We start from the raw sequence: 24,689 nt of genomic DNA, 5'->3' as shown, positions 1-24,689 counted from the left end.
GTTACAATGACAAGGGTTGTGCAGCGACGATGGATGCCGTTCGTCGGCGCTCGTGCCCCGTTGGTCGACGAAGTGGGCCTGTGCTTGGGGCAAGCGAAGCTGTCTTGCGGCGCTGGGGCGGCGGTCCTAGATCAAGGGCATGACTATTGCCAAAACCAGCCTGGACCTCATCGGCAACACCCCGCTCGTCCTGCTCGAAGGCCCCAGCAAGGCGACGGGATGCGAAATCTGGGGCAAGTGCGAATATGCCAACCCCGGCGGATCGGTGAAGGACCGCGCCGCACTCTATATCGTCCGCGATGCCGAAGCGAACGGCAGCCTGCGCCCCGGCGGGACGATCGTCGAGGGGACGGCGGGCAACACCGGCATCGGGCTCGCGCTCGTCGGCAATGCCTTGGGCTACAAGACGATCATCGTCATGCCCGACAACCAGAGCGCCGAGAAGATGGCGACGATCCGCGCGCTCGGCGCCGAGCTTGTGCTCGTGCCTCCCGCGCCCTTTGCCAACCCCGGCCATTTCGTCCACACCTCGCGCCGCATCGCCGAGGAAACCGACAATGCGATCTGGGCGAACCAGTTCGACAATATCGCCAACCGCAAGGCGCATATCTTCGGCACCGCCGAGGAGATATGGGAGCAGATGGACGGCCGCATCGACGGCTTCACCTGCGCCGCGGGCACCGGCGGGACGATCGCCGGGACGGGGCTGGGCCTCAAGGCCAAGGATGCCGCCATCACCGTCGCGCTCACCGATCCGCACGGTGCCGGGCTGTATAATTATTATCAGTGCGGCGAGTTGAAGCCTGAAGGATCGAGCGTCGCGGAAGGCATCGGGCAGAACCGCATCACCGCCAATCTGGAAGGGGCGCCGATCGACACCCAGTTCCGCATCTCTGACGAAGAGGGGCTGAAGGTCGTGCGCCAGTTGCTCGATGAGGAGGGGCTGTGCCTCGGCCTGTCGTCGGGGATCAACGTCGCGGGCGCGATGGCGCTGGCGCGGCAGCTCGGGCCGGGCAAGCGGATCGCGACGATCCTCTGCGACAGCGGCTTTCGCTATCTGTCGACGCTCTACAATCCCGAATGGCTCGCGAGCAAAGGGCTGGCGGCATGACCGGACCCTCCGCGACGACCCCGCCCGCGCCGGTGAATGATTCGATGCGCCGGCTTCAGATCGGGATTGCCGGTTTGCTGACCGTGCTGCTGCTCGTCGGCATGGCGGGGCTCATCGGCGATCGCGCGCGCCAGAATGCGGCGCAGGAGGCCCCAGCGACGACGCAGATGGCGCCGCTCGATGCCGCGAAGGCCGGCAGCGCGCCGCTTGAGGAACTGGGCGTGCAGCCGGTGTCGAAGGACCAGAATGAGGTCGGCGGCGTCAAGGCGCCGCAGCCGGCTCCCGCGGTTCCCGACCTCGAACCCGATCCAGCGCTCGCGCGGGCCCGCCAATCGAAACAGTGACCGCGCGCCGCCGCCCGGCTGCGCTCGACGCCGCCGTTGCGGTGTCGGTGCTGCTTGTGCTGGCATGGGTCGCGGGCGGGCAGGCGGCGCTCGGGCGGATCGATCCGGCGCTGGTTTTGCCGTGGCTGGCGTTGGTGCTGGTGCTTCTGGAGCGATGGCGACAAGCTCGCGAAAACAAGCTGCGTGGCCCCGCGAAGGCGGGGACCCATCTCCGGCCGGACCGAGATAGCGCCGACCGGAGACGGACCCCCGCCTTCGCGGGGGAACACGGGTTTCTTGTCGTGGTGCTCCTGCTCCTGCCGGCGCAGGCGATTCTTGCTCTGCTGCTCGCGGGGCAAATGCCTTGGGCGCAACTGGGGCTGGTTGGTGTCGGGGCCGTGCTGGTCGCGTGGCTTGCCGCCCATCTGGCGCGGTGGCGGGCGGGCAGGGCGGTGCGAGGCATGGTTGCGCTGTTGCTTATCGGGGTCTGGTTTGCCGGGTCGCATCTGCTGCTCGCCGCTCTCTATCGCGCTCCACCCGCCGCGGGCGCGCCCGTCACCATGCTCACCGGCCTGCCGCTGCGCTGGTCTGTGGAAGGCGACATGGCGGCGATGATCGCGCAAGGCATGAGCGACGACCCGGCCTTGCAGCGGATCGAGGCGGCGGGGCCGGTGCGCCTGATCGACAGCCTGATCGACCATCCGCCCGCGCCGGGCGGCACGCTGTTCCTCGTCCATCCGCGCGCGCTTGCGCCGCGCGAGCTTGTTGCCGTCGATGCTTTCGTACGTGGGGGCGGGCGCGCCGTCATCCTCGCCGACGCCCTGTCGGGCTGGCCCGCGCGCCATCCGCTCGGCGATCCGCGCAACCCGCCGGTCACCAGCCTGCTGACCCCGCTGCTCGACCATTGGGGCGTGACGCTCGGCGCCGCTCCGGCAGGCGAGCGGGGGCCGCTGGCGATCGATATCGACGGCGCGCGGCTTCGCCTGTTCAGCGCGGGGCGGTTCGAGCGGTTTCCCGCCACCTGTCAGGCCCATGCCGGCCGCCGCATCGTCCATTGCCGCATCGGCGAAGGCGAGGCCTGGCTGGTAGGCGACGCCGACCTGATCTTCGCGCCGCTCTGGAGGGCTGCGCCCGACTGGGCGGCGCATCTGCGGCGGGCCGACACGATGGAATGGCTCGCCGCGCGCCTCTGGCCGGCCGCGCCGCGCGCGATCCTTCGCCCCATATGGATTCGCACCATCGAACAGGCGGGCGAATAGGCGGGCGAAAGCAAAGGCTTCGCGGCCGCTTCCGCGATCGATTCTCCTCTCATTCTCATGCTTCGGGCCCTGCATTGCGGCGTCCGGACCCGTTTTGGTGCTCATTTCATCGCGAAATCACCTATTTGGGGCGTAATATCCCTATCTCACCCTAAAATACCCCTTTCCACCCCGATGGAGTCTTGATAGGCAGGAATCGGAGAGGGGCAATCTCCGCCTGAGTCTTTCGGCCCGAATCTGTCGATTCCGGGCGCAGGGAAATATTGCCCGGTGGCACGAGGCAGGGGGGCTTCAGCGATGGCAGTTGTGACGCCCGGCCGTTATTCGGGCACCAACTTTGCCGCGATCGATGGCAAGGGACGCATCGCCGTCCCCTCGCAGTTCCGCAACAATGTGCCCCTCAATGCGGACGGCCAGCGCGTGCTTTGGGTCGGCTTCCACGAAAAGCTGCCGTGCCTCGTCGCCTATGGGCAGGATCAGTACGATCGCCTGTCGGACGAGATCGAGCGCGACCGCGACACCGCGCTGACCCGCAACCTCGATTTCGACGAGGACGAGGCGTTCAAGAAGCGCTTCAGCTATACCGAGGCCTATACGCTCGACGACAGTGGGCGCTTCCTGCCCAATTTCACCGCGCGCGACCGCGTGGGCGAGGCGGGCGCGACCGCCTTCGTCGGGTCGGGCCGCCGCTTCGAGATATGGTGGCTGCCGACCCTCGCCGAATGCGCCGAGGCCGATCCGGTGCTGCGGCGATTGGCCGGAGCCTGGGAAGAGACCAGGGGGAAGGCGCGAAAGTGACCGAACCCCCCCGAGACCTGCCCCGAGATCCTCGGCACGATCCGGTCCTCCGCGAAGAAGTCATCGCCGCTCTTGCCATCGCCCCCGGCGAGCGCCACGTCGATGCGACCTTCGGCGCCGGCGGCTATACGCGCGCGATGCTGTCTGCGGGCGCCGCGGTGATCGCGTGCGACCGCGACCCCGACGCGATCGCCGAAGGGCAGGCGCTGGTCGCCGAGGCCGATGGCCGCCTGACGCTGATCCACGGCCGCTTCGGCGAGATCGACCGGTTGCTCGCCGAGCGCGGGATCGAGGCGGTCGACGGCATCACCTTCGACATCGGCGTGTCGTCGATGCAGCTCGACCGCGACGCGCGGGGCTTTTCCTTCCAAAAGGACGGCCCGCTCGACATGCGCATGGCGCAGGAGGGCGAAAGCGCCGCCGAGTGGCTCAATCGCGCCGATGAGGGGGCGATCGCTGACGTCCTCTATCATTATGGCGACGAGCGCCAGTCGCGCCGCGTCGCGCGCGCGATCGTCGCCGCGCGGCCGCTGTCGCGCACCGGCGAACTGGCGACGGTGATCCGCAAGGCGCTTCGCCATCCGCCCGGCGCGCCCAAGGATCCGGCGACCAAGAGCTTTCAGGCGATCCGCATCCACATCAACGGCGAACTCGACGAGCTGGCCGAGGGGCTTGCCGCCGCCGAGCGCGTGCTGCGTCCCGGCGGGCGCCTTGCCGTGGTCAGCTTCCACAGCAGCGAAGACCGCATCGTCAAGAATTTCCTGCGCGAACGCAGCGGCGGCGACGCCGGCGGATCGCGCCACCGGCCCGCGCTCCAATCTCCGGCGCGGGCCGCAACTTTCGATCCGCCCGCGCGCAAGGTGCGCCCGTCGAAGGCGGAAGAGGCGCGCAATCCCCGCGCACGCTCTGCAACGCTGCGCAGCGCGGTGCGCACCGCGGCCCCGGCCTGGCCCGGTTCATCGATCAAGAAGGAGTCCTTGTCATGCTGATGGCGGCCCGCAAGCTCCAGGGAATCGGCCTGGTCCTGCTCGTGCTCCTCTTCGCGATGGCGCTCTATCCGGTCTCGCTGAAGGTCGCGGCGACGCGCAGCGAACTGACGCGGATCGAGCGCCAGATCGACCGGACGCAGGCGAATATCCGCTATCTCGAATCCGAACTCGCGGTGCGCGCCTCGATGCGCCAGCTCGAACAGTGGAACGCCGACAGCTTCGGCTATTCGGCGCCGTCGGCCTCGCAATATCTGGAGAGCGAGCGCCAGCTCGCCTCGCTCGACGGCCTGCCGCGCGCGCGCGGTGCCAACGAGGTCGCGCCGGTGCTGATGGCTATGGTGAGCCCGGTGGGAGCGAGCCCGGTCGGCACCCCCGCGTCGGCCACGACCGCCGCCGAAAAGCCGGCGACCAAGCCCGCGGCTGAAAAGCCCGTCGTTCTCGCGCAGGCCGAAACCGCCGTGCGGAGCGATTCGCCGCCGCGCATGGCGCCGACCCGCCGCCGCGAACAGCTCAAGATGATCGAGGACCAGCTGCTCGCCGAATCGACGCTGGCCGACCTCAAGCGCGCCGCGGCGCGCGAGGCAAAGGAGGGCCGCACCGCTCCATGAACACGCTGGTCGTCCGTCCGGCCCGGGTGCGCACCGCTGGGGTGCGGCAGCAGATATTGCTGACCGCGCAGCAGCGGCTGATGATGCTCATGCTGTTGTTCATGGCGGCCTTTTTCCTGATTTCGATGCGCCTGCTGTTTTTCGCGCTGTTCGATACCTCGTCGGGGCATGGCGATGGCGCGGCGACTTTCATTCCGGCGCGGGCCGACATCGTCGACCGCAACGGTGTGCCGCTGGCGCGGACGATCGACGGCTATTCGATCCGCGTCGTGCCGTCGAAGCTGCTCAATAACCGGCAATATCTGGCCGACGAGCTGGTCAAGATCTTTCCCGATACCCCGCGTGAGGAGTTTCTGGCGAAGCTCAGCGGCCCGCGCCCGACATACATCCGCCGCCGCGCGCTGCCCGATCAGGTCGCGGCGGTGAACGCGATCGGCGATGTCGGATTCGACTTCCCGCGAGAAAAGGAGCGGCTCTATCCCCAGCTCAGCCTCGCGGCGCAGGTGCTGGGCTTCACCGATGCCGAGGGGCACGGCGTCACCGGGGTCGAAGGCGCGTTCGACAAGCAGCTGACCGACAAGGCGACGCGCGGCGAGCCGCTGGCGCTGTCGATCGACGCGCGCGTCCAGGGCGTGCTCGAAAGCGAGCTCGGCAACGCGGTGACCAATCTGGAGGCGATCGGCGGCGCGGGCATCATTCTCGACGTCCACACCGGCGAGGTGCTGGCGATGACCTCGCTGCCGACCTATAATCCGAACAAGCTGGTCGCCGGCGACATGGCCGCGCGCCGCAACGCGGTGACCTATAATCTTTATGAGCTGGGATCGGTCATCAAGCCGCTGTCGATCGGCGCGGCGATCGACAGCGGCGTCGTGACCAGCATGGCGAAACGCTACGACGCGACCAAGCCGCTCGCGATCGCGGGATTTCATATTCGCGATTCGCACATGATGGGACGCTGGCTCAACGTGCCTGAGACGCTGATCCACAGCTCGAACATCGTGACCGCGCAGATCGCCGACCAGCTCGGCAAGGAAAAGATGGAGGCGATGTTCCGCAGCATCGAATTCAACAAGCGTCCGGCCATCGAACTCAAGGAACGTGCCTTTCCGCTGTGGCCCAGGGAATGGGGCCGGCTGTCGACGATGACGACCAGCTATGGCCACGGCATCGCGGTGACTCCGCTGCATCTCGCAAATGCCTATGCCGCGCTCGTCAACGGTGGTATCTGGCGCCCCGCGACGATTGTGAAGCTCGGCGACAAGGCACCGCCGCAGGGGCATCGCGTCTTCAAGGCGTCGACCAGCGCGCGGATGCGCCAGCTCCTTCGCCTGATCGTCTCGGATGGCACCGGCCGCCAGGCCGACGCGCCGGGCTTTCGCGTCGGCGGCAAGACCGGCAGCGCTGAAAAGCCGGGCGCGGGCGGCTATCGCCGTCACTCGCTCGTCTCGACCTTCGCCGCCGTTTTCCCGATGGACAATCCGCGCTACGTCGTCATCGCGATGATCGACGAGCCGAAGGGCAATGCCTTCAGCTCGGGCCAGCGTACCGCGGGCTATACCGTCGCGCCGGTGGTCAAGAAGGTGGTGATGCGCGCGGGTCCGATGCTCGGCGTCTTCCCCGACGAAAGCCGCGACGTCGACGTGTCCGAACTGACCCCGCTGCTCTGGAAGAACGGGGAAAGCGAATAATGCGCCTGTCCGCGCTGACAGGCGATCATGGTCTGGCAGGGGCGGACCCGGTGGTGACCGGGCTCGCGATCGACCATCGCAAGGTCGCGCCGGGCACGATCTTCGGCGCCTTCGCCGGCGAGAGATTCAATGGCGAGGATTTCATTCCCGCAGCCGTGGAAGCCGGGGCGATCGCCGTCGTCGCACGGCCCGAGGCGAAGGTCGAGGGCGCGGTCCATATCGCCGACGCCAACCCGCGCCGCGCCTTCGCGCATATCGCCGCGCGCTTCTTTCACCGCTTTCCCGCGACCTGCGTCGCGGTGACCGGCACCAACGGCAAGACCTCGACGGTCGAGATGACGCGTCAGCTCTGGCGCATGGCGGGCTTTCACGCCGCGTCGATCGGCACGCTCGGCATCACCACCTCGAACGACAGCGCCGCGACCGGGCTGACGACGCCCGACATCGTCACTTTCCTGTCCAACATGTCGGGCCTCGCCGCCGAAGGCGTGACCCATGCGGCGTTCGAGGCGTCGAGTCACGGCCTCGACCAGTATCGCACCGAGGGATTGCGCGTGAAGGCGGCCGCCTTCACCAACCTCAGCCACGATCATCTCGATTATCATGGCGATATGGACAGCTATATGGCCGCGAAGATGCGGCTGTTCCGCGAGGTCGTCGACGCCGACGGCACGGCCGTCATCTGGAACGATGATATGTGGTCGCCTGCCGCCGAATATGCGGCGAAGCAGCGCGGCCTCCGCACGCTGACCGTCGGCACGCACGGCGAGGATTTGCGCCTCGTCTCGCGCGAGCCGACCCAGCTCGGCCAGTCGCTGCTGATCCAGGCGGGTGCGCTGGCGCAGAAGGTCACGCTGCCGCTGATTGGTGCCTATCAGGTCGCCAATGCGCTCGTTGCGGCCGGGCTGGTGATCGCGACCGGCGGCGATGTGCAACAGACGCTCGCCAATCTCGCGCGGCTCCAGCCGGTGCGCGGGCGGCTGGAACGCGCGGCGATCACGCGGGCCGGAGCGCCCGTCTATGTCGATTACGCACATACGCCCGATGCGATCGAGGCGGCGCTCGACGCGCTCCGCCCGCATGCGGCGGGGCGTCTGATCCTCGTCTTCGGCGCGGGCGGCGACCGCGACCAGGCGAAGCGCGCCGAAATGGGGCGGGTCGCCGCCGCCAAGGCCGATGTCCTGATCATCACCGACGACAATCCGCGCGGCGAGGATGCCGCCGCGATCCGCGCGGCGATCGCCGGGGGGGCGCCCGATGCGCAAATCATCGGCGACCGCCGCGCCGCGATCGCCGCCGCGATGGCCGAGGCGCGCGCGGACGACATTGTCTGCATCGCCGGCAAGGGCCATGAGCAGGGGCAGATCGTCGGGCGCGGCGAGGCGATGCGCGTCCTTCCCTTCGACGACGTCGCGGTCGCGCGCGAGGAGGCGGCATGAATCCGCTGTGGACCGCACGCGCTATCGCGGCTGCTACGGGAGGGACGGCCAGCGCCGACTTCACGGTGCAGGGCGTTGCCTTCGATTCGCGCGAGGTGACGAAGGGCGACCTGTTCATCGCGATGAAGGGCGAGGCGACCGACGGTCACAAGTTCATCGACAAGGCGATCGCGGCGGGCGCCGCGGGTATCGTCTGCGAGACCGACATCGATTTTCCGCATGTCCGCGTCGCCGACAGCGTCGCCGCGCTCAACGCGCTCGGCACCGCATCGCGCGCGCGCAGTCACGGGCGGATCATCGGCGTCACCGGATCGGCGGGCAAGACCGGGACGAAGGAGGCGCTGTTCGCCGCGCTCGATCGTTTCCGCCCCGGCAAGGCGCATCGCTCGGTCAAGAGCTACAACAATCATGTCGGTGTGCCGCTCAGCCTCGCGCGGATGCCCTCGACCGCCGATTTCGGCGTGTTCGAAATGGGGATGAACCACGCGGGCGAGCTTGCCGCGCTGACGCACATGGTGCGCCCGCACGTCGCGATCGTCACCACTATCGCGCCCGCGCATATGGAATATTTCGGCAGCGAAGAAGCCATCGCCGACGCGAAGGGCGAGATTTTCGAGGGGCTGGAACCCGGCGGCACCGCGATCCTGCCGTTCGACAGTCAGCATTATGCGCGGCTCCGCGCCAAGGCGGAGCAGCATGCCGCGCATATCGTCAGCTTCGGGCTCGGCGAGGGCGCCGACGTCCGCGCGGTCGACTGGCTGCCCGACGGGCAGGGCGGCTCGCTCGTCACGGCGCAGGTGCAGGATGCGCTGCTCTGCTTCACCATCGCGCAGGCGGGCGCGCATTGGGTGTCGAATGCGCTCGCGGTGCTGGCGGCGGTCAAGCAGGTCGGCGGCGATCTGCCCGCCGCGGGTCTCGCCTTTGCCGAGATGGGCGGGCTCGCGGGGCGCGGCGCGCGCCACCGGGTCCAGGTGCCCGGCGGCTCGATCCTCGTCATCGACGAAAGCTATAACGCCAATCCCGCCTCGATGGCCGCGACGATCGAACAGCTCGCGGCCGAATCCGGCGAGCGCAAGGTCGCGATTCTGGGCGCGATGAAGGAGCTCGGCCCCGATGGCGAGGCCTATCACGCCGCGCTCGCGGCTCCGCTCGTCGCGGCGCGCGTGCGGTTCGCCCTGCTTGTCGGCGAAGAGATGGCGCCGCTCGCCAAAGCGCTTGAGGGACGCATCGAATTCGAGCATGTGGCCGCCCACTCGGCCGCGACCGCGCGGCTGAAGGACGTGATCCGGCCCTGCGATACGGTGCTGGTCAAGGGATCGAACAGCGTCGGCCTGTCGCACGTGGTGACGGCGCTGACCAATGGGGAATTTTGATGCTGTACTGGCTGGCGGAATGGCTGGGCTTTCCGGGGGCTTTGAACCTCATCCGCTATCTGAGCTTCCGCTCGGGCGCCGCGGTCGCGACCGCGCTGATCATCGGCCTGTGGATCGGGCCGCGCTTCATCCTGATGCTGCGGATGCGGCAGGGGAAGGGGCAGCCGATCCGCGACGACGGTCCGCAAAGCCACCTCGCGAAAAAGGGCACGCCGACGATGGGCGGGCTGATGATCCTCATTTCGCTGATGATCTCCGCCCTGCTCTGGATGGACTTGTCGAACCGCTTCGTCTGGGCATGCCTGTTCGTGACCGCGGGCTTCGCGGCGGTCGGCTTCCTCGACGACCTCGACAAGGTGACCAAGGCCAGCCATCGCGGGATTCCCGGGCGCGTGCGCCTGCTGGTCGAGTTCGCGATCGCCGCGGTCGCGGTGCTGCTGATCGTTTCGCGCACCGGCACCGACCTCTATCTGCCCTTTTTCAGCAACGTCTACATCCCGCTCGGACCCTTTTATTATATCTTCGCGATGGTGCTGATCGTCGGCTTCGGCAATGCGGTGAACCTGACCGACGGACTCGACGGGCTCGCAACCTTTCCGGTGATGATCGCCAGCCTGACTTTCCTCGTCATCGTCTATTTGTCGGGTAACGTTAAATTTGCCGGCTACCTCGGCATCCCGCACGTTCCCGGTGCCGGCGAGCTTGCGATCTTCGCCGCCGCGATCATCGGCGCGTGCCTCGCTTTCCTGTGGTTCAACGCGCCGCCCGCCGCTGTCTTCATGGGCGACACCGGCAGCCTCGCGCTCGGCGGCGCGCTCGCGACGGTCGCGGTGACCGCGCAGCACGAGCTGGTGCTCGTCCTCGTCGGCGGGCTGTTCGTGGTCGAGGCGCTGTCGGTGATCATTCAGGTCTTCTGGTATAAGAGAACGGGCAAGCGCGTCTTTCGCATGGCGCCGATCCATCATCATTTCGAGCAGCTCGGCTGGCCCGAATCGACCGTCGTCATCCGCTTCTGGATCGTCTCGATCATCCTCGCGCTCGCGGGGCTCGCGACGCTCAAGCTGCGGTGATCACGTCGCGCGCCTTTGCCGGCCGCCGCTATGCGGTGCTGGGGCTGGCGCGCTCGGGCCTCGCGGCGGTCGAGGCGCTCGTCGCCAGTGGCGCGGGCGTCACCGCGTGGGACGACCGTGAGGCCGCGCGCGACGAGGCGATGATGCTCAACGCCGATATCGCTGATCCGCTCGCCATCGATCTCGTTGGCTTCGCGGGCGTCGTCGTGTCGCCGGGCGTGCCGCTCAACCGCCACCCGGTCGCCGCGCACGCGCGCGAGGCGCATGTCCCGGTGATCGGCGACGTCGAGCTATTCGCCGAAGCGCGTCCCGATCTGCCGCCGCACAAGGTCGTCGGCATCACCGGCACCAACGGCAAGTCGACCGTCACCGCGCTCGTCACCCATATGCTCGAAAGCGCGGGGGTGCCCGCGCTGATGGGCGGCAATATCGGCCTGCCGATCCTGTCGCGCGATCCCTTGCCCGAGGGCGGCGTCTATGTGCTCGAATTGTCGAGCTATCAGATCGACCTCGCGCACAGCCTTGCCTGCGACATCGCGGTGCTGACCAACCTGACCCCCGATCATCTCGACCGCTACGACGGCTTTGCAGGCTATGCTGCGTCGAAGGCACGGCTGTTTTCGCTCCAGCATAGGGATCAGGTCGCGATCGTCGCGGTCGACGACGATCCGTCGCGGATGATCGCGGGGCGCCTCAACCATCGCCTCCACCGCGTCTCGGCGCAGGACATCGATCCTGCCGACCAGGCGCGCTGGCCCGCGCTGCAGGGCCCGCACAACGCGCAGAACGCGGTGTGCGCGATCGCCGTCTGCCGGACGCTGGGGCTGAACGACGAAGAGATCGAACGCGGGCTCGCCACCTATCGGGCGCTCCCGCATCGCATGGAATGGGTCGGCGAAGCCGCTGGCGCCAGCTGGTACAACGACAGCAAGGCGACCAACGCGGCTTCCGCTGCACCGGCGCTGGCGGCTTTCCCGCCGGCGCCGGACCAGCGTCTGCACTGGATCGCGGGGGGGCAAGCCAAGGGCGACGGCCTGTCCGCCTGCCGTCCCTGGTTCGGCCATGTGAAGCGTGCCTATCTGATCGGTGAGGCGATGGAGGCTTTCGCGGACGAGATCGGCGATGCGATCCCGGTCGATCGGTCGGGCGACCTCGCGACGGCGGTCGCGCATGCGGCGGCGGCGGTCGAGCCCGGCGACATCGTCCTGCTCTCGCCCGCCTGCGCGTCGTTCGACCAGTTCCGGGACTATGAGCAGCGCGGCGACGCGTTCCGCGACCTCGTTCCGGCGTTGGGAGATGGATGAGGATATGAGCGGGGGGACCGACATGAATGCGACCGAACGCCCGGTCATCGCCGCGACGACGCGGACGGCCAAGCGGCGCGGCCCGCGCCTCAGTCGCGCCGACCGCACACCGCTCGGCCTCTGGTTCTGGGAAATCGACCGGGTACTGCTGCTGCTCGTCTCGATGCTGATCGCGGTCGGACTGGTCGCGGTCGCGGCGGCGTCGCCGGTCGCGGCGCAAAAGCTGTCGACGACCACCGCCAGCCTCGACCCGCTCTATTATTTCTATCGCCAGCTCATGTGGGTGATCGTCGGCTTGCCCGTCATGCTCGGCGTGTCGATGCTGCCCAAGGCGCAGGCGCGGCGCTTTGCCATCTATGGCACGATCAGTTTCCTTGTCCTGCTGTTCCTCGTTCCGCTGATCGGCACGTCGGTGAACGGCGCGCAGCGGTGGATCGGCAGCGGTGTTTTCCGCCTGCAGCCGTCGGAGTTTCTGAAGCCCTTCTTCGCGGTGTCGCTCGCGTGGATCCTGTCGCTGCGGCTCCACGACCAGAGCCTGCCCGTCGTGCCTTTGTCCTTCGTGCTGACCGGCATCATCGGCATATTGCTGATGGGCCAGCCCGACCTTGGGCAGACGATCATCTTCCTCGGCACCTGGCTGGTGCTGGTGATGGTCGCGGGGCTGTCGATGCGGATCATCGGCATTCTTGCCGGGGGCGGGCTCGCCGGGCTCGTCGTCGCTTATTTCACCTATTCGGTCGCCAACCAGCGCATCAACAGCTGGCTGTTCGGCGAGGGAGACAGTTTCCAGGAGGATCGCGCGCACGCGACGATCACCGCGGGCGGGCTGATCGGCACCGGCCCCGGCGCGGGGCTCGCCAAGTTCAAGCTGCCCGAGGCGCACACCGATTATATCTTCTCGGTCATCGGCGAGGAGTTCGGGATCATCGCCTGTATCGCCATCGCGATCCTGTTCCTCGCTATCATCGTCCGCGTCCTCGTTCGCCTGCTCGACGAAGAGGATAGTTTCCAGATCCTCGCGGTCGCGGGGCTGATCGCGCAGTTCGGCGGGCAGGCGACGATCAACATGGCGGTGAATACCCAGCTCTTTCCATCGAAAGGCATGACCTTGCCCTTCATCAGCTATGGCGGCTCCTCGTTCATCGCGCTGTCGATCGGCATGGGTTTGCTCTTGTCGCTGACCCGGCGAAACCCCTATGCCGCGCGGGTGTCGATGACCCGCAACTGGAACAAGCGATGACCGCAACGCGCCACTTTCTGCTCGCCGCCGGGGGGACCGGCGGCCATATGCTGCCCGCCTATGCCCTGGCGGGCGAATTGATTGCGCGCGGGCACCGCGTGGCGCTGGTCAGCGACGACCGCGGCCTGAAAATTCCGGGCGCGCCCGCCGAACTCGAAACGCATGTGCTGCCCGCCGGCCGCGTCCATGGCGGCCCGGTCGGCTGGGTGAAGGCCGCGCTTGCGATCCGCAAGGGCCGCAGGCAAGCGATCGACCTGATCCGCAGCTTCGACCCCGCGGTCGTCGTCGGCTTCGGCGGCTATCCCTCGCTTCCCAGCCTGCTCGCGGCGGGATCGACGAAGCGGCCGCGGGTGATCCACGAACAGAATGCCGTGCTTGGCCGCGTCAACCGGATGATGGCGCCGCGCGTCGATGCGGTCGCGGTCGCCTACCACAATATCCAGCGCTTCCCGGCCGGGAACGAGATGAAGCTGCACATTACCGGCAATCCGGTGCGCGACGAGATTATCGCAATCCGCGAGGACGGCTTCCCGCCGCTGCCCGAGGACGGCATCTTCCGGCTGCTCGTGGTCGGGGGGAGTTTGGGCGCCACGGTGCTGAGCGACGTCGTGCCCGCCGCGATCGCGATGCTGCCGCGCGCTTTGCTCGACCGCTTGCAGGTCGTGCAGCAGGCGCGCGAGGACGACATTGCGGCGGTGCGCGCCAAATATGCCGAACTCGGCGTCGCCGCCGAATGCGCGCCTTACATCGCCGATTTTCCCGAGCGGCTGCGCTGGGCGCACCTGGTGATCGCGCGCGCGGGCGCCTCGACCGTCGCCGAGCTCGCCTGCGCGGGGCGGCCGGCAATCTTCGTCCCCTATCCGCACGCGATGGACGATCACCAGACCTATAATGTCGTCGATATGGTTCAGGCGGGCGGGGCAATTTCCTTCCAGCAGCCCGATTTCACCGCCGCCGAGGTCGCGAAACATATCCAGCGCATGGCGCTCGAACCCGGCGCGCTCGAAGAGGCGGCCGAGCGCGCCGCGAGTTGCGGGCTCCCCGATGCGACGCGCGATCTTGCCGATCTGGTCGAATCCTTTGCCGCGCCGCCGATGATGGACGTGATCCGCGTCGGTGCGCCCGCACGCGCCGCAACCGCGAACAGCATCGCCGCCACCCGCGCGGGAGACGCCTGATGCGCGGCGTCGCGACCGATATCGGCATCATCCACTTCATCGGCATCGGCGGCATCGGCATGTCGGGGATTGCCGAGGTGATGCACAATCTCGGCTATCAGGTGCAGGGTAGCGACATCGCGGATAGCTATGTCGTCGAAGGCCTCAGGAAACGCGGCATCAAGGTTGCGATCGGCCACGAAGCCGCGAACGTCGAGGGCGTCGCGGTCGTCGTCACCTCGACCGCGGTCCAGCGCGGCAATCCCGAGGTCGAGGCGGCGCTCGCGCATCGCATCCCGATCGTCCGTCGCGCCGAGATGCTCGCCGAACTGATGCGCCTCAAATCGACCGTCGCGGTCGCGGGGACGCACGGCAAGACGACGACGACCAGCCTCGTCGCGGCGCTGCTCGATGCGGGCGGGGTCGATCCGACCGTGATCAACGGCGGCATCATCAACAATTACGGCTCGAACGCGCGGCTCGGCGCGTCGGACTGGATGGTGGTCGAGGCCGACGAGAGCGACGGCAGTTTCCTGCGCCTCGACGGTACGATCGCGGTTGTCACCAATATCGATCCCGAGCATCTCGACCATTATGGCAGCTTCGACGCGATCAAGGGCGCCTTCGTCGAATTCATCGAGAATGTGCCCTTCTATGGCGCCGCGATGCTCTGCCTCGACCATCCCGAGGTACAGGCGATCATCCCGCGCATCCGCGACCGGCGCATCGTCACTTACGGCTTTTCTGCGCAGGCCGACGTGCGCGGCACCAATGTGACGCCCGGCCCCGACGGCAACCGCTTCGACGTCGTCGTGCGCGACCGCGACGGGAATAGCCGGACGATTGCGGGCATCCACCTGCCGATGTCGGGGCGCCACAATGTCCAGAACGCGCTCGCGGCGATCGCGGTGGCGCTGCACATGGGCGTGTCGGACGACAAGATCGCGTCGGGCTTCAAGGGTTTCGCCGGGGTCAAGCGCCGCTTCACCAAGGTCGGCGAGATCGCGGCCGAGGGCGGCGTCGTGACGGTGATCGACGACTATGCCCACCATCCGGTCGAGATCCGCGCCGTGCTGTCGGCGGCGCGTGAGGGTGCCGGGGCAGGGCGTGTCGTCGCGGTGGTCCAGCCGCATCGATTCACACGTCTTCGCGACCATATGGACGACTTCCAGCAGGCGTTCAACGACGCCGACATGGTGCTGGCGCTGCCCGTCTATGCGGCGGGCGAAAGTGCGATCGACGGCGTGTCGTCGGAGGCGCTGGTCGCGGGATTGAAGGACCGCGGGCATCGTCACGCATCGACCGTCGCGAATGCCGATGCACTGGCCGCGACGATCGGCGAGGCCATGAAATCGGGCCAACTCGGCGCCGGCGATAAGGTCATCTGCCTCGGTGCCGGCGACATCACCAAGATCGCGGCGGGGCTGGCAGCGGCGGTGGGGGCGGAGAAATGAGCTTCTACCTCTCCTTCATCCCGTTCGTGTCGAGCGAAGTCGAGACACCCATCGGCCTTAGGCCTAGCCTGAGGGGCATCTCGACTTCGCTCGATGCGAACGGAAAAGGGGCGCGGTCATGAACGAGACCGCGATGCTCCCTACCGTGCGTGGCAAGCTCACCCCCAACGCCCCGCTGGCGCCGCTCGTCTGGTTCAAGTCCGGCGGCCCTGCCGATTGGCTGTTCGAGCCGAAGGACGCCGACGATCTGGCGGACTTCCTTCGCGATCTCGACCCGGCGGTTCCGGTGATGGCGCTCGGCCTCGGCTCGAACCTCATCGTCCGCGATGGCGGTTTTCCGGGCGTCGTCGTCCGGCTAGGCAAGGCGTTCGCCAAGGTCGAGGCGATCGACGCTACGACGCTACGCTGCGGCGGCGGCGCGTCGGGCATTCTCGTGTCCTCGACCGCGCGCGACGCAGGGGTCGCGGGGCTGGAATTCCTGCGCTCGATCCCCGGCACCGTCGGCGGCTTCGTCCGCATGAACGGCGGCGCCTATGGCAGCGAGGTCAAGGACATATTGGCCGAGGCTGAAGTCGTCTTGCGCTCGGGCCAACGCCGGACGCTGCCGCTTGTCGATCTCGGCTACACTTATCGCCACAGCGAATTGCCCGAGGGGGCGGTGGTGATCGGCGCGACCTTCCGCGGCCGTCCCGGCGCGAGCGAAGCCATTCAGGCCGAAATGGACCGCATCGCGGCGAGCCGCGAGGCATCGCAGCCGCTGCGCTCGAAGACCGGCGGCTCGACCTTCAAGAACCCCGAGGGGCACAAGGCGTGGCAGCTCGTCGACGAGGCGGGGTGCCGCGGTTTCGCCGTCGGCGGAGCGCAGGTCAGCGAGAAGCACACCAATTTCCTGATCAACACCGGCGATGCGACGAGCGCCGACATCGAAGCGCTCGGCGAGGAAGTCCGCCGCCGGGTGAAGGCGAAGAGCGGCATCGAACTGCAATGGGAAATTCAGCGCGTGGGAATCGAGAAATGAGCCGGGGTCCGTGGCATGTCGCCGTCCTGATGGGGGGCTGGTCGGCCGAACGCGAAGTGTCGCTGATGAGCGGCCGGGACATCGCCGATGCGCTCGAGAGCCGCGGCCACAGGGTCACCCGCATCGACATGGACCGCGACGTCGCGCTGCGGCTCGCCGAGGCGAAGCCCGACATCGTGTTCAACGCGCTCCATGGCGTTCCCGGCGAGGATGGGACGGTGCAGGGGATGCTCGACCTGATGGGCCTTAAATACACCCATAGCGGGCTCGTCACCTCGGTAATCGCGATCGACAAGGAATTGACGAAGCAGGCGCTGGTGCCGCATGGTGTGCCCATGCCGACGGGGACGATGGTCGACAGCGAAAGCCTGTTTTCAGTCGATCCGCTGCCGCGCCCCTATGTCCTGAAACCCGTCAACGAAGGTTCGTCGGTCGGTGTCGCGATCGTCAAGGACGACAGCAATTACGGCAACCCGATCGCGCGCGAAGCCGTCGGCCCGTGGCAGCTATTCGACCGCCTGCTCGCCGAGCCCTTCATCAAGGGGCGCGAGCTGACCGTCGCGGTGCTCGGCGACACCGCGCTCGGCGTAACCGAATTGCGCGTCAAGTCGGGCTTCTACGACTATGACGCCAAATATACCGAGGGGCTGACCCAGCATGTCTGTCCCGCCGAAATCCCCGCCGACGTCGCGCAGCGGATGAAGGATCTGGCGGTCCAGGCGCACCGGCTGCTCGGCTGCAAGGGCACGTCGCGATCGGATTTCCGCTGGGACGACGAGCAGGGTCTTGCCGGCATCTATCTGCTGGAGGTCAACACCCAGCCCGGCATGACGCCGCTCAGCCTCGTGCCCGAACAGGCGCGCGCGATCGGCATCGACTATGCCGAACTCGTCGAGCGCATCGTGGAGGAAGCCCTATGAGCAGCACGCGGATCAAGCGCGGCAAGGCGCCTCCGCGCCGCCCCGCGCGCGCGCCGAAGAAAAGGCGGAAAATCCAGAAGTCGCGGCTGAACGCGGTGATCAACGCGCTGCCGGTCAGCCCCGCAACGCTGCAGCGCGCCGCCAACTGGACGATCGGCATCGGCCTCGCCGCCGCGGTCGCGCTCGCCGCCCATGCGACCGGGGTCACCGCGAAGATCCACGAGGAATATGCGCAGGCGGTCGGCCGCGCGGGCTTTCAGGTCAAGAAGGTCGAGGTCGTCGGCGCCGACCGCATCGACCGGCTCAAGGTCTATGACATCGCGCTCGCGCAGAAGGATCGCTCGATGGCGGCGGTCGATCTCGAGGATGTGCGCCACGACCTGATGCAATATGGCTGGATCAAGGACGCGCGCGTCTCGCGCCGCCTGCCCGACACGCTCGTCGTCGACATCGTCGAGCGCACCCCGGCGGCGATCTGGCAGCATAATAATCGCCTGTCGCTGATCGACGCGAAGGGCGTGGTGCTCGAACCCGTCAGCGTCGCGACGATGCCCGACCTGCCGCTCGTCATCGGCCCGCACGCGAACCGCCGCGCGCAGGACCTCGACCGGCTGCTGGCCGAGGCGAGTTCCCTGAAGGAATTGCTCGCGGGCGCGACCTGGGTCGGCAACCGCCGCTGGGATTTGCGTTTCCGCAGCGGCGAGACGCTGTCGCTTCCCGAGGGCGAGGTCGAGGCGAAGGCGGCGCTCGCCAAATTCGCGCATATGGACGGCGCCAACCGGCTGCTCGGCCGCGGCATCCTGCGCTTCGACATGCGCGATCCCACGCGTTTCGTGCTGCGCCTGCCGCACGAGGGGCAGGTGGCACCCGCGAAGCTCGACGATGCGCATGACGCGGCCGATGCCGTTGCCGCCGCCGCTTCGGCGGAGAAGGGGTAAGCCATGGCGCCGCCCCGCATCGAAAAGATCATCACCGCGCTCGACGTCGGATCGTGGAAGGTCTGCGCGCTGATCGCGGGGCAGACCGCCGACGGCCAGCTCCATGTCCTCGGCACCGGCCAGCGCGAGAGCCGCGGCGTCCAGCGCGGCTATGTTGCCGACATGGAGCAGACCGAACATGTCGTACGCGAGGCGATCGAACAGGCCGAGCGGATCGCGGGGCTCAACATCGACGACGTCTGGGTCAGCTTTTCGGCGGGCAGCCTCTTGAGCGACGTCGCGCCGATCGAGAGCGAGCTCGGCGGTCACCGCATCGAGCAGGAGGATATCGACGACCTGCTCGCCGCGGGCCGCGCCGGGATCGATCCCGAGGGACGAATGATCCTCCACGCCCAGCCGGCGCTCTATACGCTTGACGGGCTCACCGGGGTCAAGAACCCGATCGGGCTCCACGCCGACCGGCTTGGCGTCGACATCCATATCATCATGGCCGACGGTGCGCCGGTGCGGAACCTCGAGGCGGCGGTGCGGCAGGCGCATCTCGACGTCAACGCCGTCGTCGCGTCGCCGATCGCCGCCGGGCTCGCCTGCCTGTCCGACGAAGAACGCGACCTCGGCGTTGCGCTGGTCGAGCTTGGCGCCGCGGTCACCACCGTCTCGCTCTATGCCGGCGGGATGCTCGTCGAGATGGCGTCGCTGCCCTTCGGCGCGAGCGACATCACCGACGATATCGCCTCCGCCTTCGGCATCCGGCGCAGCCAGGCGCAGCGGCTCCAGAGCTTCTATGGCTCGGCGTCGGCATCGCCGCGCGACAATAATGAGATCATCGAGCTCGATCCCGGCGCGCCGGCGGGCAGCGATTCGCCGCGCATCACGCGCGCGCAGCTCGTCGCGGTGATCCGCCAGCGCCTCGACGCGATGATGGGCGACATCGGCCGGACGCTGAAAGACCTGCATTTCGTCGGGCCGGTCGGGCGGCAGGTCGTGCTCGTCGGCGGCGGTGCCGACCTGAAAGGGCTTGCCGACTACACGCAAAGCGCGCTTGGCCGTGCGGCGCGCGTCGGGCGACCGCGCGGGCTGCACGGCCTGCCCGATGCTCATGGCGGTCCGGCTTTCGCGACGCTCGCGGGTCTGGTTCTCTATGCCGCGTCGGACCCGGTGGACCTTCGCGATCTGCCGATGATGGCGCAGGATGTCTACCGGCCGAAGAACGCGGGCATCATCAATCGATTGATGGCCGCTCTCAAAAGCAGTTTTTGAGGGACGGACGTGGGAAAGGTTAATTTTTTGGGTGATTCCCACGTCACAATAGTGCAATGCGGTCACAGAATTCCGGACGGTGGGACTGACGTCCGGATGGGTCGCAAGGTGAGGGACGCGGCGCAGGTCCGCCGCACAGGGAGATGAGTGGATGAGCATCAATATTGGCCCGCCGCAGGTCGATGAACTGAAGCCGCGCATCGCGGTGATCGGGGTCGGCGGCGCCGGGGGCAATGCCATCGCCAACATGATCGCCGCCCGCGTCGAGGGCGTCGATTTCATCGTCGCGAACACCGACGCGCAGGCGCTGAACGCCTCGCCGGCCGAACGGCGCATCCAGCTGGGGACGCAGATCACCCAGGGGCTGGGCGCGGGGTCTCGGCCCGAGGTCGGACGCGCGGCGGCCGAGGAAAGCATCGCGCAGGTCGAGGAAGCGTTGAACGGCGCGCATATGTGCTTCGTCGCGGCGGGCATGGGCGGCGGCACCGGCACCGGCGCGGCGCCGGTGATCGCCAAGGCGGCGCGCGACCGCGGCATCCTGACCGTCGGCGTGGTGACCAAGCCCTTCACCTTCGAGGGGCAGCGCCGGATGCGGTCGGCGGACTCGGGCATTGCCGAGCTTCAGGACCATGTCGACACGCTGATCGTCATTCCCAACCAGAATCTCTTCCTCGTCGCCAACCCGAACACGACCTTCAAGGAAGCGTTCACCATGGCCGACGAAGTGCTTCAGCAGGGCGTCCGCGGCATCACCGACCTGATGGTCATGCCCGGCCTCATCAACCTCGACTTCGCCGACGTGCGCAGCGTGATGCGCGAAATGGGTAAGGCGATGATGGGCACCGGCGAAGCCGAAGGTGACGGCCGCGCGCTCGAAGCGGCGCAGAAGGCGATCGCCAACCCGCTGCTCGACGGCGTGTCGATGGCGGGCGCGAAGGGCGTCATCATCTCGATCACCGGCGGCGAGGACATGCGCCTGATGGAAGTCGACGAGGCCGCGAACCATATCCGCGAGCTGGTCGATCCCGACGCGAACATCATCTGGGGCAGCGCCTTCAACGACAATCTCGACGGCAAGATTCGCGTGTCGGTCGTCGCGACCGGCATCGACAGCACCGGCGACACGTCGGCGCAGGCTGCGCCCGCGACGCGCAGCTTCTCGTTCCAGCCCGCGCGCACCGTCGCACCGGCTCCGGTCGCTGAGGAGCCTGTCGAGGCGGCCGCGCCCGAAACGCCGGTCGAGGCTCCTGTCGAAACCGACAATGACCCGGCCCCCGGCTTCTCGCTCGGCGACGCGCCGCAGGCCGCAGCGCCCGCCGAAGCCGTTGCCGAGGAAGAGCCGATGGAGCTCTCGCAGGTCGCGGCGCGCTACGACGATACCGCTGACGAGTTGGTGCTCAGCGAGCCCGAGGCTCCGACCGGCTATCAGCCTGCCGCCCCGGCTGCCGAAGCAGCCCCGCACGCTGCGCCTGCCGAGGATGCGCCTGCGCGCTCGCTCGGTGGCGGAACGCTGTTCGAGCGCATGTCGCGCCTGTCGCGCGGTTCGACCGCCGACCGCGAAGAGGGCAAGGAGGACGGGGTCGATATCCCGCGCTTCCTCGGACGGCAGAACAACCAGTAACAGGGCAGTAAGCGGCCGTTGCTCCGGGCAAGGCGGGCCTGAAATCGGGATGATCTGACTTGCCCTTGCGGCCATGGAAAGCGATGCGGCGACAGGGTTGGGCCGCCGGACCCGGACGGGCCCGGCGCTTGGCCGCGGTGGCGGGCGCGCTGCTGCTGACGAGCGCGATCGCCACGCCTGCGCTTGCCTTTCAGGCAGCGACGCCCGACGCGGCGACGAAAGCGGCGATGGACAAGCGCACCGCGGCGCGAACGCTGCTGTCGTCGGCGCTCGGGCGGCTGGCGACGAACAGCAATGACGCCGCGGCGCTGCTCGATGCCGGGCGCGCTTCGAACGAGCTCGAGGATTATCGTGCGGCGGTCGGCTTCCTGACCCGCGCCGAGCAGGCGAGCCCGCGCGATGGCGCGGTCAAGGCGGCGCTCGGCTCGGCGATGGTCCACATGGAAAGCCCGACGCGCGCGCTCGACTATTTCGGCGAAGCGCAGCTTCTCGGCGCGCCCGAACGCCTGTTCCTTGCCGACCGCGGGCTCGCGCGCGACCTGCTGGGACAGCAGGATGCGGCGCAGCGCGACTATCAGCTCGCGCTGTCGATCGCCCCCAATGACGAGGTGACGCGCCGTTATGCGCTCTCGCTCGGGATCAGCGGCGAGCCTGACCGCGCTGTGCAGTTGCTGACCCCGCAGCTTCGCGCGCAGGATCGTGCGGCATGGCGGCTGCGCGCGATGATCCTGGCGATGAACGGCCGCGATGCCGAGGCGACCGAGATCGTCAATGCGACGATGCCGCCGGCGCTCGCGCAGAATATCCTGCCCTATCTGACGCAGATGGACCGGCTCAACCCGGCGCAGCAAGCCGCCGCCGCGCATTTCGGTCGCTTCCCGAGCGGCGAGCTCGGCCCGCGCCGCAAGCCGGTGCAGGTCGCCGCCGCGACGCCGGCTCCGACGCCTCCGCCCGCAGTCACAACCGGCAAAAGGGCGGAACGAAGTAAGCCGCCAGCATCGGCCATGCCGAAACCCGCTTCGAAACCGGCGCCGAAACCCGTGCCGGTCGTTTCGCCGGCGCCGCGACCGGCAGCATCCGCGGTACCCGTCCCAGCGGCAGCTCCGCCCGCGTCGCAGCCCCCCGCCGCGCATAGTCCCGCTCCCTCCGCCGCCGGCAGTCCGGCGCCGGTTCCCGCAAGGACGGAAGTGGCTATCGCCACGCCGCCTGCCCCCGTTTCGTCGGCGCCGGCTTCGTCTGCGCCTGCTCCCTCCACGGCTGCGCCCGTTGCCCCGATCGGCACCAATCCCGTGCAGTCGTCCACGCCCGTCGGTCCCGGCTTTTCGATCGCCGATGTCGGACGCCCCGCGCCGGCTCCGGCGGCGGTTCCCATGACGCCGCCGCCTTCGATCGCCCCGGCGGGAAGCGCGGTGACGCCCGAGGCGCCGCTGGCCTCGCTCGCCGCTATCGCCAGCTCGATCGAGATTCCGCCCGAGGAACTGGCGCGGCCCGACAATGCGATCGGTGCCGATACGCTCGCCAAGCTGCGCGAGGACAAGAAGCGCGCCGACGCCGCCGAAGAGGCGAAGCGCGAGAAGGAAGAGGCGGCCGCCAAGGCGAAGGCCGAAGCCGACGCGAAAGCCAAGGCCGAAGCGGCCGAAAAGAAAGCGAATCCCGCGCGCATCTGGGTGCAGATCGCGACCGGCGCCAATGCCAAGGCGCTGGCGTTCGACTATGGCAAGTTCGCGAAGAAGAACCCCGCGCTGTTCAAGGGCAAATCGGCCGCGACGACCGAATGGGGCAAGACGCGGCGCCTGCTCGTCGGGCCGTTCAAGGATCGCGCGGCGGCGCAGGACTGGCTCGGCGACTACAAGAAGGCGGGCGGCGACGGATTCCTGTTCAACAGCGACGCCGGCCAGAGCGTCGACCCGGTCAAATGAGCGTCGCCGCCTGCGCCAGCAATCCGGCGCAGAGCCGCGGCCGCCGCCACGAGGAACCCGGCCGCGTCGTGCGCGGCCCGCGCGACGCCTTTCAGCGCGACCGCGACCGCATCATCCACTCGATCGCCTTTCGCCGCCTGCGCCACAAGACGCAGGTCTTCGTCGCGCCCGACGGCGACCATTACCGCGTCCGCCTGACTCACAGCATCGAGGTCGCGCAGATCGGTCGCGGCATTGCCCGCGCGCTCGGCCTCAACGAGGATCTGACCGAGGCACTGTGCCTCGCGCATGACATCGGCCACCCACCTTTCGGCCATGCCGGCGAGGACGCGCTGAAGGCCGCGATGTTTGATCACGGCGGCTTCGATCATAACGGCCATACGCTGCGGACATTGGCGCGGCTCGAATGTCCCTATCCGCGCTTCGACGGGCTGAACCTCAGCTGGGAGACGCTGGAGGGGCTCGCCAAGCACAACGGCCCGGTGCGCCGCCCCGGCTGGGCGCTGGCCGAGATCGACGGCGAATTTCCGCTCGACCTTGTGAGCCACGCCAGCCTTGAGGCGCAGATCGCGGCGGTCGCCGACGACATCGCCTATGACAATCACGACATCGACGATGGGCTGCGCGCGGGATTGCTGACGCTCGACCAGTTGATGGGCCAGCCGTTCGTCGCCGCCAATTACCGCGCGGTCGAGGGCCGCTTTCCCGGCGCGCCGCGCGACCGCTTGCTGCGCGAACTGGTGCGCGACCAGATCGGCGTCATGGTCAACGACGTGATCGCCGCGACCGAAGCGAACGTCGCCGCCGCCGGTGTCGCGAGCGTCGGCGAAGTTCGCGCGGCGGGCGGCACGCTCGGCGATTTCTCGGACGAACTCGCGAGGGCGGAGCGCGACCTCAAGCGCTTCATGTATGCGAACCTCTACCACCATCCCTCGCAGATCGAGGCGGCGGCGGGGGCGAAGGAGGTCGTGTCGCGCCTGTTCGACGTCTACGCCGCCGACCCGCGCCTGATGGGCGAGGACTGGGCCTCGCGCCTTCCCGCAGGGGAGGGCGCGACGGTACGCCATATCGGTGATTATATCGCCGGCATGACCGACCGCTTCGCGATCGATCGCTTCGCGGAGATATTTGGGCGCGGGGCGGTGCCGGAGGCGTTGGCGCACGCTTGATCGACGGTGCGAAAATAACCACAGGCCC

General features: G+C 68.2%; 21 protein-coding genes. All 21 read left to right on the top strand.

What is annotated here, in order from left to right; translation table 11 throughout:
* Positions 1 to 139 precede the first annotated feature (139 nt).
* The 21 genes from NP825_RS13245 to NP825_RS13145 all read left to right on the top strand — a co-directional run bounded on the left by NP825_RS13245 (position 140) and on the right by NP825_RS13145 (position 24,661).
* Positions 140 to 1,111 carry a cysteine synthase A gene (locus NP825_RS13245; protein WP_257544193.1) on the top strand — a complete coding sequence of 324 codons (972 nt, stop codon included), beginning with the start codon at positions 140 to 142 and terminating at the stop codon, positions 1,109 to 1,111.
* Positions 1,108 to 1,455, top strand: coding sequence for a hypothetical protein (locus tag NP825_RS13240; protein WP_257544191.1), 348 nt, complete (start codon positions 1,108 to 1,110; stop codon positions 1,453 to 1,455). Before NP825_RS13245 ends, NP825_RS13240 begins: the two co-directional genes overlap by 4 nt.
* Positions 1,452 to 2,693, top strand: a complete 1,242-nt coding sequence (locus NP825_RS13235) for a GldG family protein (protein WP_257544189.1) — start codon at positions 1,452 to 1,454, stop codon at positions 2,691 to 2,693. The genes NP825_RS13240 and NP825_RS13235 overlap by 4 nt, the downstream gene beginning before the upstream one ends.
* 297 nt (positions 2,694 to 2,990) lie before the next feature.
* Positions 2,991 to 3,491: a division/cell wall cluster transcriptional repressor MraZ gene (locus NP825_RS13230; RefSeq protein ID WP_257544187.1), complete on the top strand. Its 501-nt coding sequence runs from the start codon at positions 2,991 to 2,993 to the stop codon at positions 3,489 to 3,491.
* The gene (gene rsmH, locus NP825_RS13225; RefSeq protein WP_257544184.1) at positions 3,488 to 4,480 is read left to right on the top strand and encodes a 16S rRNA (cytosine(1402)-N(4))-methyltransferase RsmH; all 993 of its coding nucleotides are present in this window, start codon (positions 3,488 to 3,490) and stop codon (positions 4,478 to 4,480) included. The genes NP825_RS13230 and rsmH overlap by 4 nt, the downstream gene beginning before the upstream one ends.
* On the top strand, positions 4,474 to 5,088 hold the full coding sequence (locus tag NP825_RS13220; protein ID WP_257544180.1) for a hypothetical protein: 615 nt from the start codon (positions 4,474 to 4,476) through the stop codon (positions 5,086 to 5,088). The genes rsmH and NP825_RS13220 overlap by 7 nt, the downstream gene beginning before the upstream one ends.
* Entirely contained in the window at positions 5,085 to 6,779 is a 1,695-nt protein-coding gene (locus NP825_RS13215) for a penicillin-binding protein 2 (RefSeq protein WP_257544178.1), read from the top strand. The genes NP825_RS13220 and NP825_RS13215 overlap by 4 nt, the downstream gene beginning before the upstream one ends.
* Positions 6,779 to 8,218, top strand: coding sequence for a UDP-N-acetylmuramoyl-L-alanyl-D-glutamate--2,6-diaminopimelate ligase (locus tag NP825_RS13210; protein WP_257544176.1), 1,440 nt, complete (start codon positions 6,779 to 6,781; stop codon positions 8,216 to 8,218). The genes NP825_RS13215 and NP825_RS13210 overlap by 1 nt, the downstream gene beginning before the upstream one ends.
* The gene (murF, locus tag NP825_RS13205; RefSeq protein WP_257544173.1) at positions 8,215 to 9,591 is read left to right on the top strand and encodes a UDP-N-acetylmuramoyl-tripeptide--D-alanyl-D-alanine ligase; all 1,377 of its coding nucleotides are present in this window, start codon (positions 8,215 to 8,217) and stop codon (positions 9,589 to 9,591) included. The genes NP825_RS13210 and murF overlap by 4 nt, the downstream gene beginning before the upstream one ends.
* Complete coding sequence (gene mraY / locus NP825_RS13200; RefSeq protein ID WP_257544171.1) at positions 9,591 to 10,661, top strand: phospho-N-acetylmuramoyl-pentapeptide-transferase; 1,071 nt, start codon at positions 9,591 to 9,593, stop codon at positions 10,659 to 10,661. The genes murF and mraY overlap by 1 nt, the downstream gene beginning before the upstream one ends.
* Positions 10,658 to 11,965, top strand: coding sequence for a UDP-N-acetylmuramoyl-L-alanine--D-glutamate ligase (murD, locus tag NP825_RS13195; protein WP_257544169.1), 1,308 nt, complete (start codon positions 10,658 to 10,660; stop codon positions 11,963 to 11,965). Before mraY ends, murD begins: the two co-directional genes overlap by 4 nt.
* Before the next feature lie 4 nt (positions 11,966 to 11,969).
* Positions 11,970 to 13,205, top strand: coding sequence for a putative peptidoglycan glycosyltransferase FtsW (locus NP825_RS13190; protein ID WP_257544167.1), 1,236 nt, complete (start codon positions 11,970 to 11,972; stop codon positions 13,203 to 13,205).
* Positions 13,202 to 14,383: an undecaprenyldiphospho-muramoylpentapeptide beta-N-acetylglucosaminyltransferase gene (gene murG / locus NP825_RS13185; protein WP_257544165.1), complete on the top strand. Its 1,182-nt coding sequence runs from the start codon at positions 13,202 to 13,204 to the stop codon at positions 14,381 to 14,383. Before NP825_RS13190 ends, murG begins: the two co-directional genes overlap by 4 nt.
* Entirely contained in the window at positions 14,383 to 15,816 is a 1,434-nt protein-coding gene (murC, locus tag NP825_RS13180) for a UDP-N-acetylmuramate--L-alanine ligase (protein ID WP_257544162.1), read from the top strand. Before murG ends, murC begins: the two co-directional genes overlap by 1 nt.
* A gap of 118 nt (positions 15,817 to 15,934) precedes the next feature.
* Positions 15,935 to 16,834: a UDP-N-acetylmuramate dehydrogenase gene (gene murB / locus NP825_RS13175; RefSeq protein WP_257544160.1), complete on the top strand. Its 900-nt coding sequence runs from the start codon at positions 15,935 to 15,937 to the stop codon at positions 16,832 to 16,834.
* Positions 16,831 to 17,754: a D-alanine--D-alanine ligase gene (locus NP825_RS13170; RefSeq protein ID WP_257544158.1), complete on the top strand. Its 924-nt coding sequence runs from the start codon at positions 16,831 to 16,833 to the stop codon at positions 17,752 to 17,754. The genes murB and NP825_RS13170 overlap by 4 nt, the downstream gene beginning before the upstream one ends.
* A complete protein-coding gene (locus NP825_RS13165) occupies positions 17,751 to 18,692 on the top strand; it encodes a cell division protein FtsQ/DivIB (protein ID WP_257544156.1) in 942 nt (313 codons plus the stop codon). The genes NP825_RS13170 and NP825_RS13165 overlap by 4 nt, the downstream gene beginning before the upstream one ends.
* Positions 18,693 to 18,695: 3 nt before the next feature.
* On the top strand, positions 18,696 to 19,952 hold the full coding sequence (ftsA, locus tag NP825_RS13160; RefSeq protein ID WP_257544154.1) for a cell division protein FtsA: 1,257 nt from the start codon (positions 18,696 to 18,698) through the stop codon (positions 19,950 to 19,952).
* Between the two features lie 151 nt (positions 19,953 to 20,103).
* On the top strand, positions 20,104 to 21,573 hold the full coding sequence (gene ftsZ / locus NP825_RS13155; protein WP_257544151.1) for a cell division protein FtsZ: 1,470 nt from the start codon (positions 20,104 to 20,106) through the stop codon (positions 21,571 to 21,573).
* Positions 21,574 to 21,710: 137 nt separating this feature from the next.
* Positions 21,711 to 23,492 carry an SPOR domain-containing protein gene (locus NP825_RS13150; protein WP_257551424.1) on the top strand — a complete coding sequence of 594 codons (1,782 nt, stop codon included), beginning with the start codon at positions 21,711 to 21,713 and terminating at the stop codon, positions 23,490 to 23,492.
* Positions 23,489 to 24,661: a deoxyguanosinetriphosphate triphosphohydrolase gene (locus tag NP825_RS13145; protein WP_257544149.1), complete on the top strand. Its 1,173-nt coding sequence runs from the start codon at positions 23,489 to 23,491 to the stop codon at positions 24,659 to 24,661. Before NP825_RS13150 ends, NP825_RS13145 begins: the two co-directional genes overlap by 4 nt.
* Positions 24,662 to 24,689: the final 28 nt, after the last annotated feature.

It is taken from the genome of Sphingopyxis sp. DBS4 (genome assembly GCF_024628865.1).
GTDB lineage: Bacteria > Pseudomonadota > Alphaproteobacteria > Sphingomonadales > Sphingomonadaceae > Sphingopyxis.
Note: the sequence above shows the minus strand (reverse complement) of the source record. Positions and strands in the feature narration are given on the sequence as shown.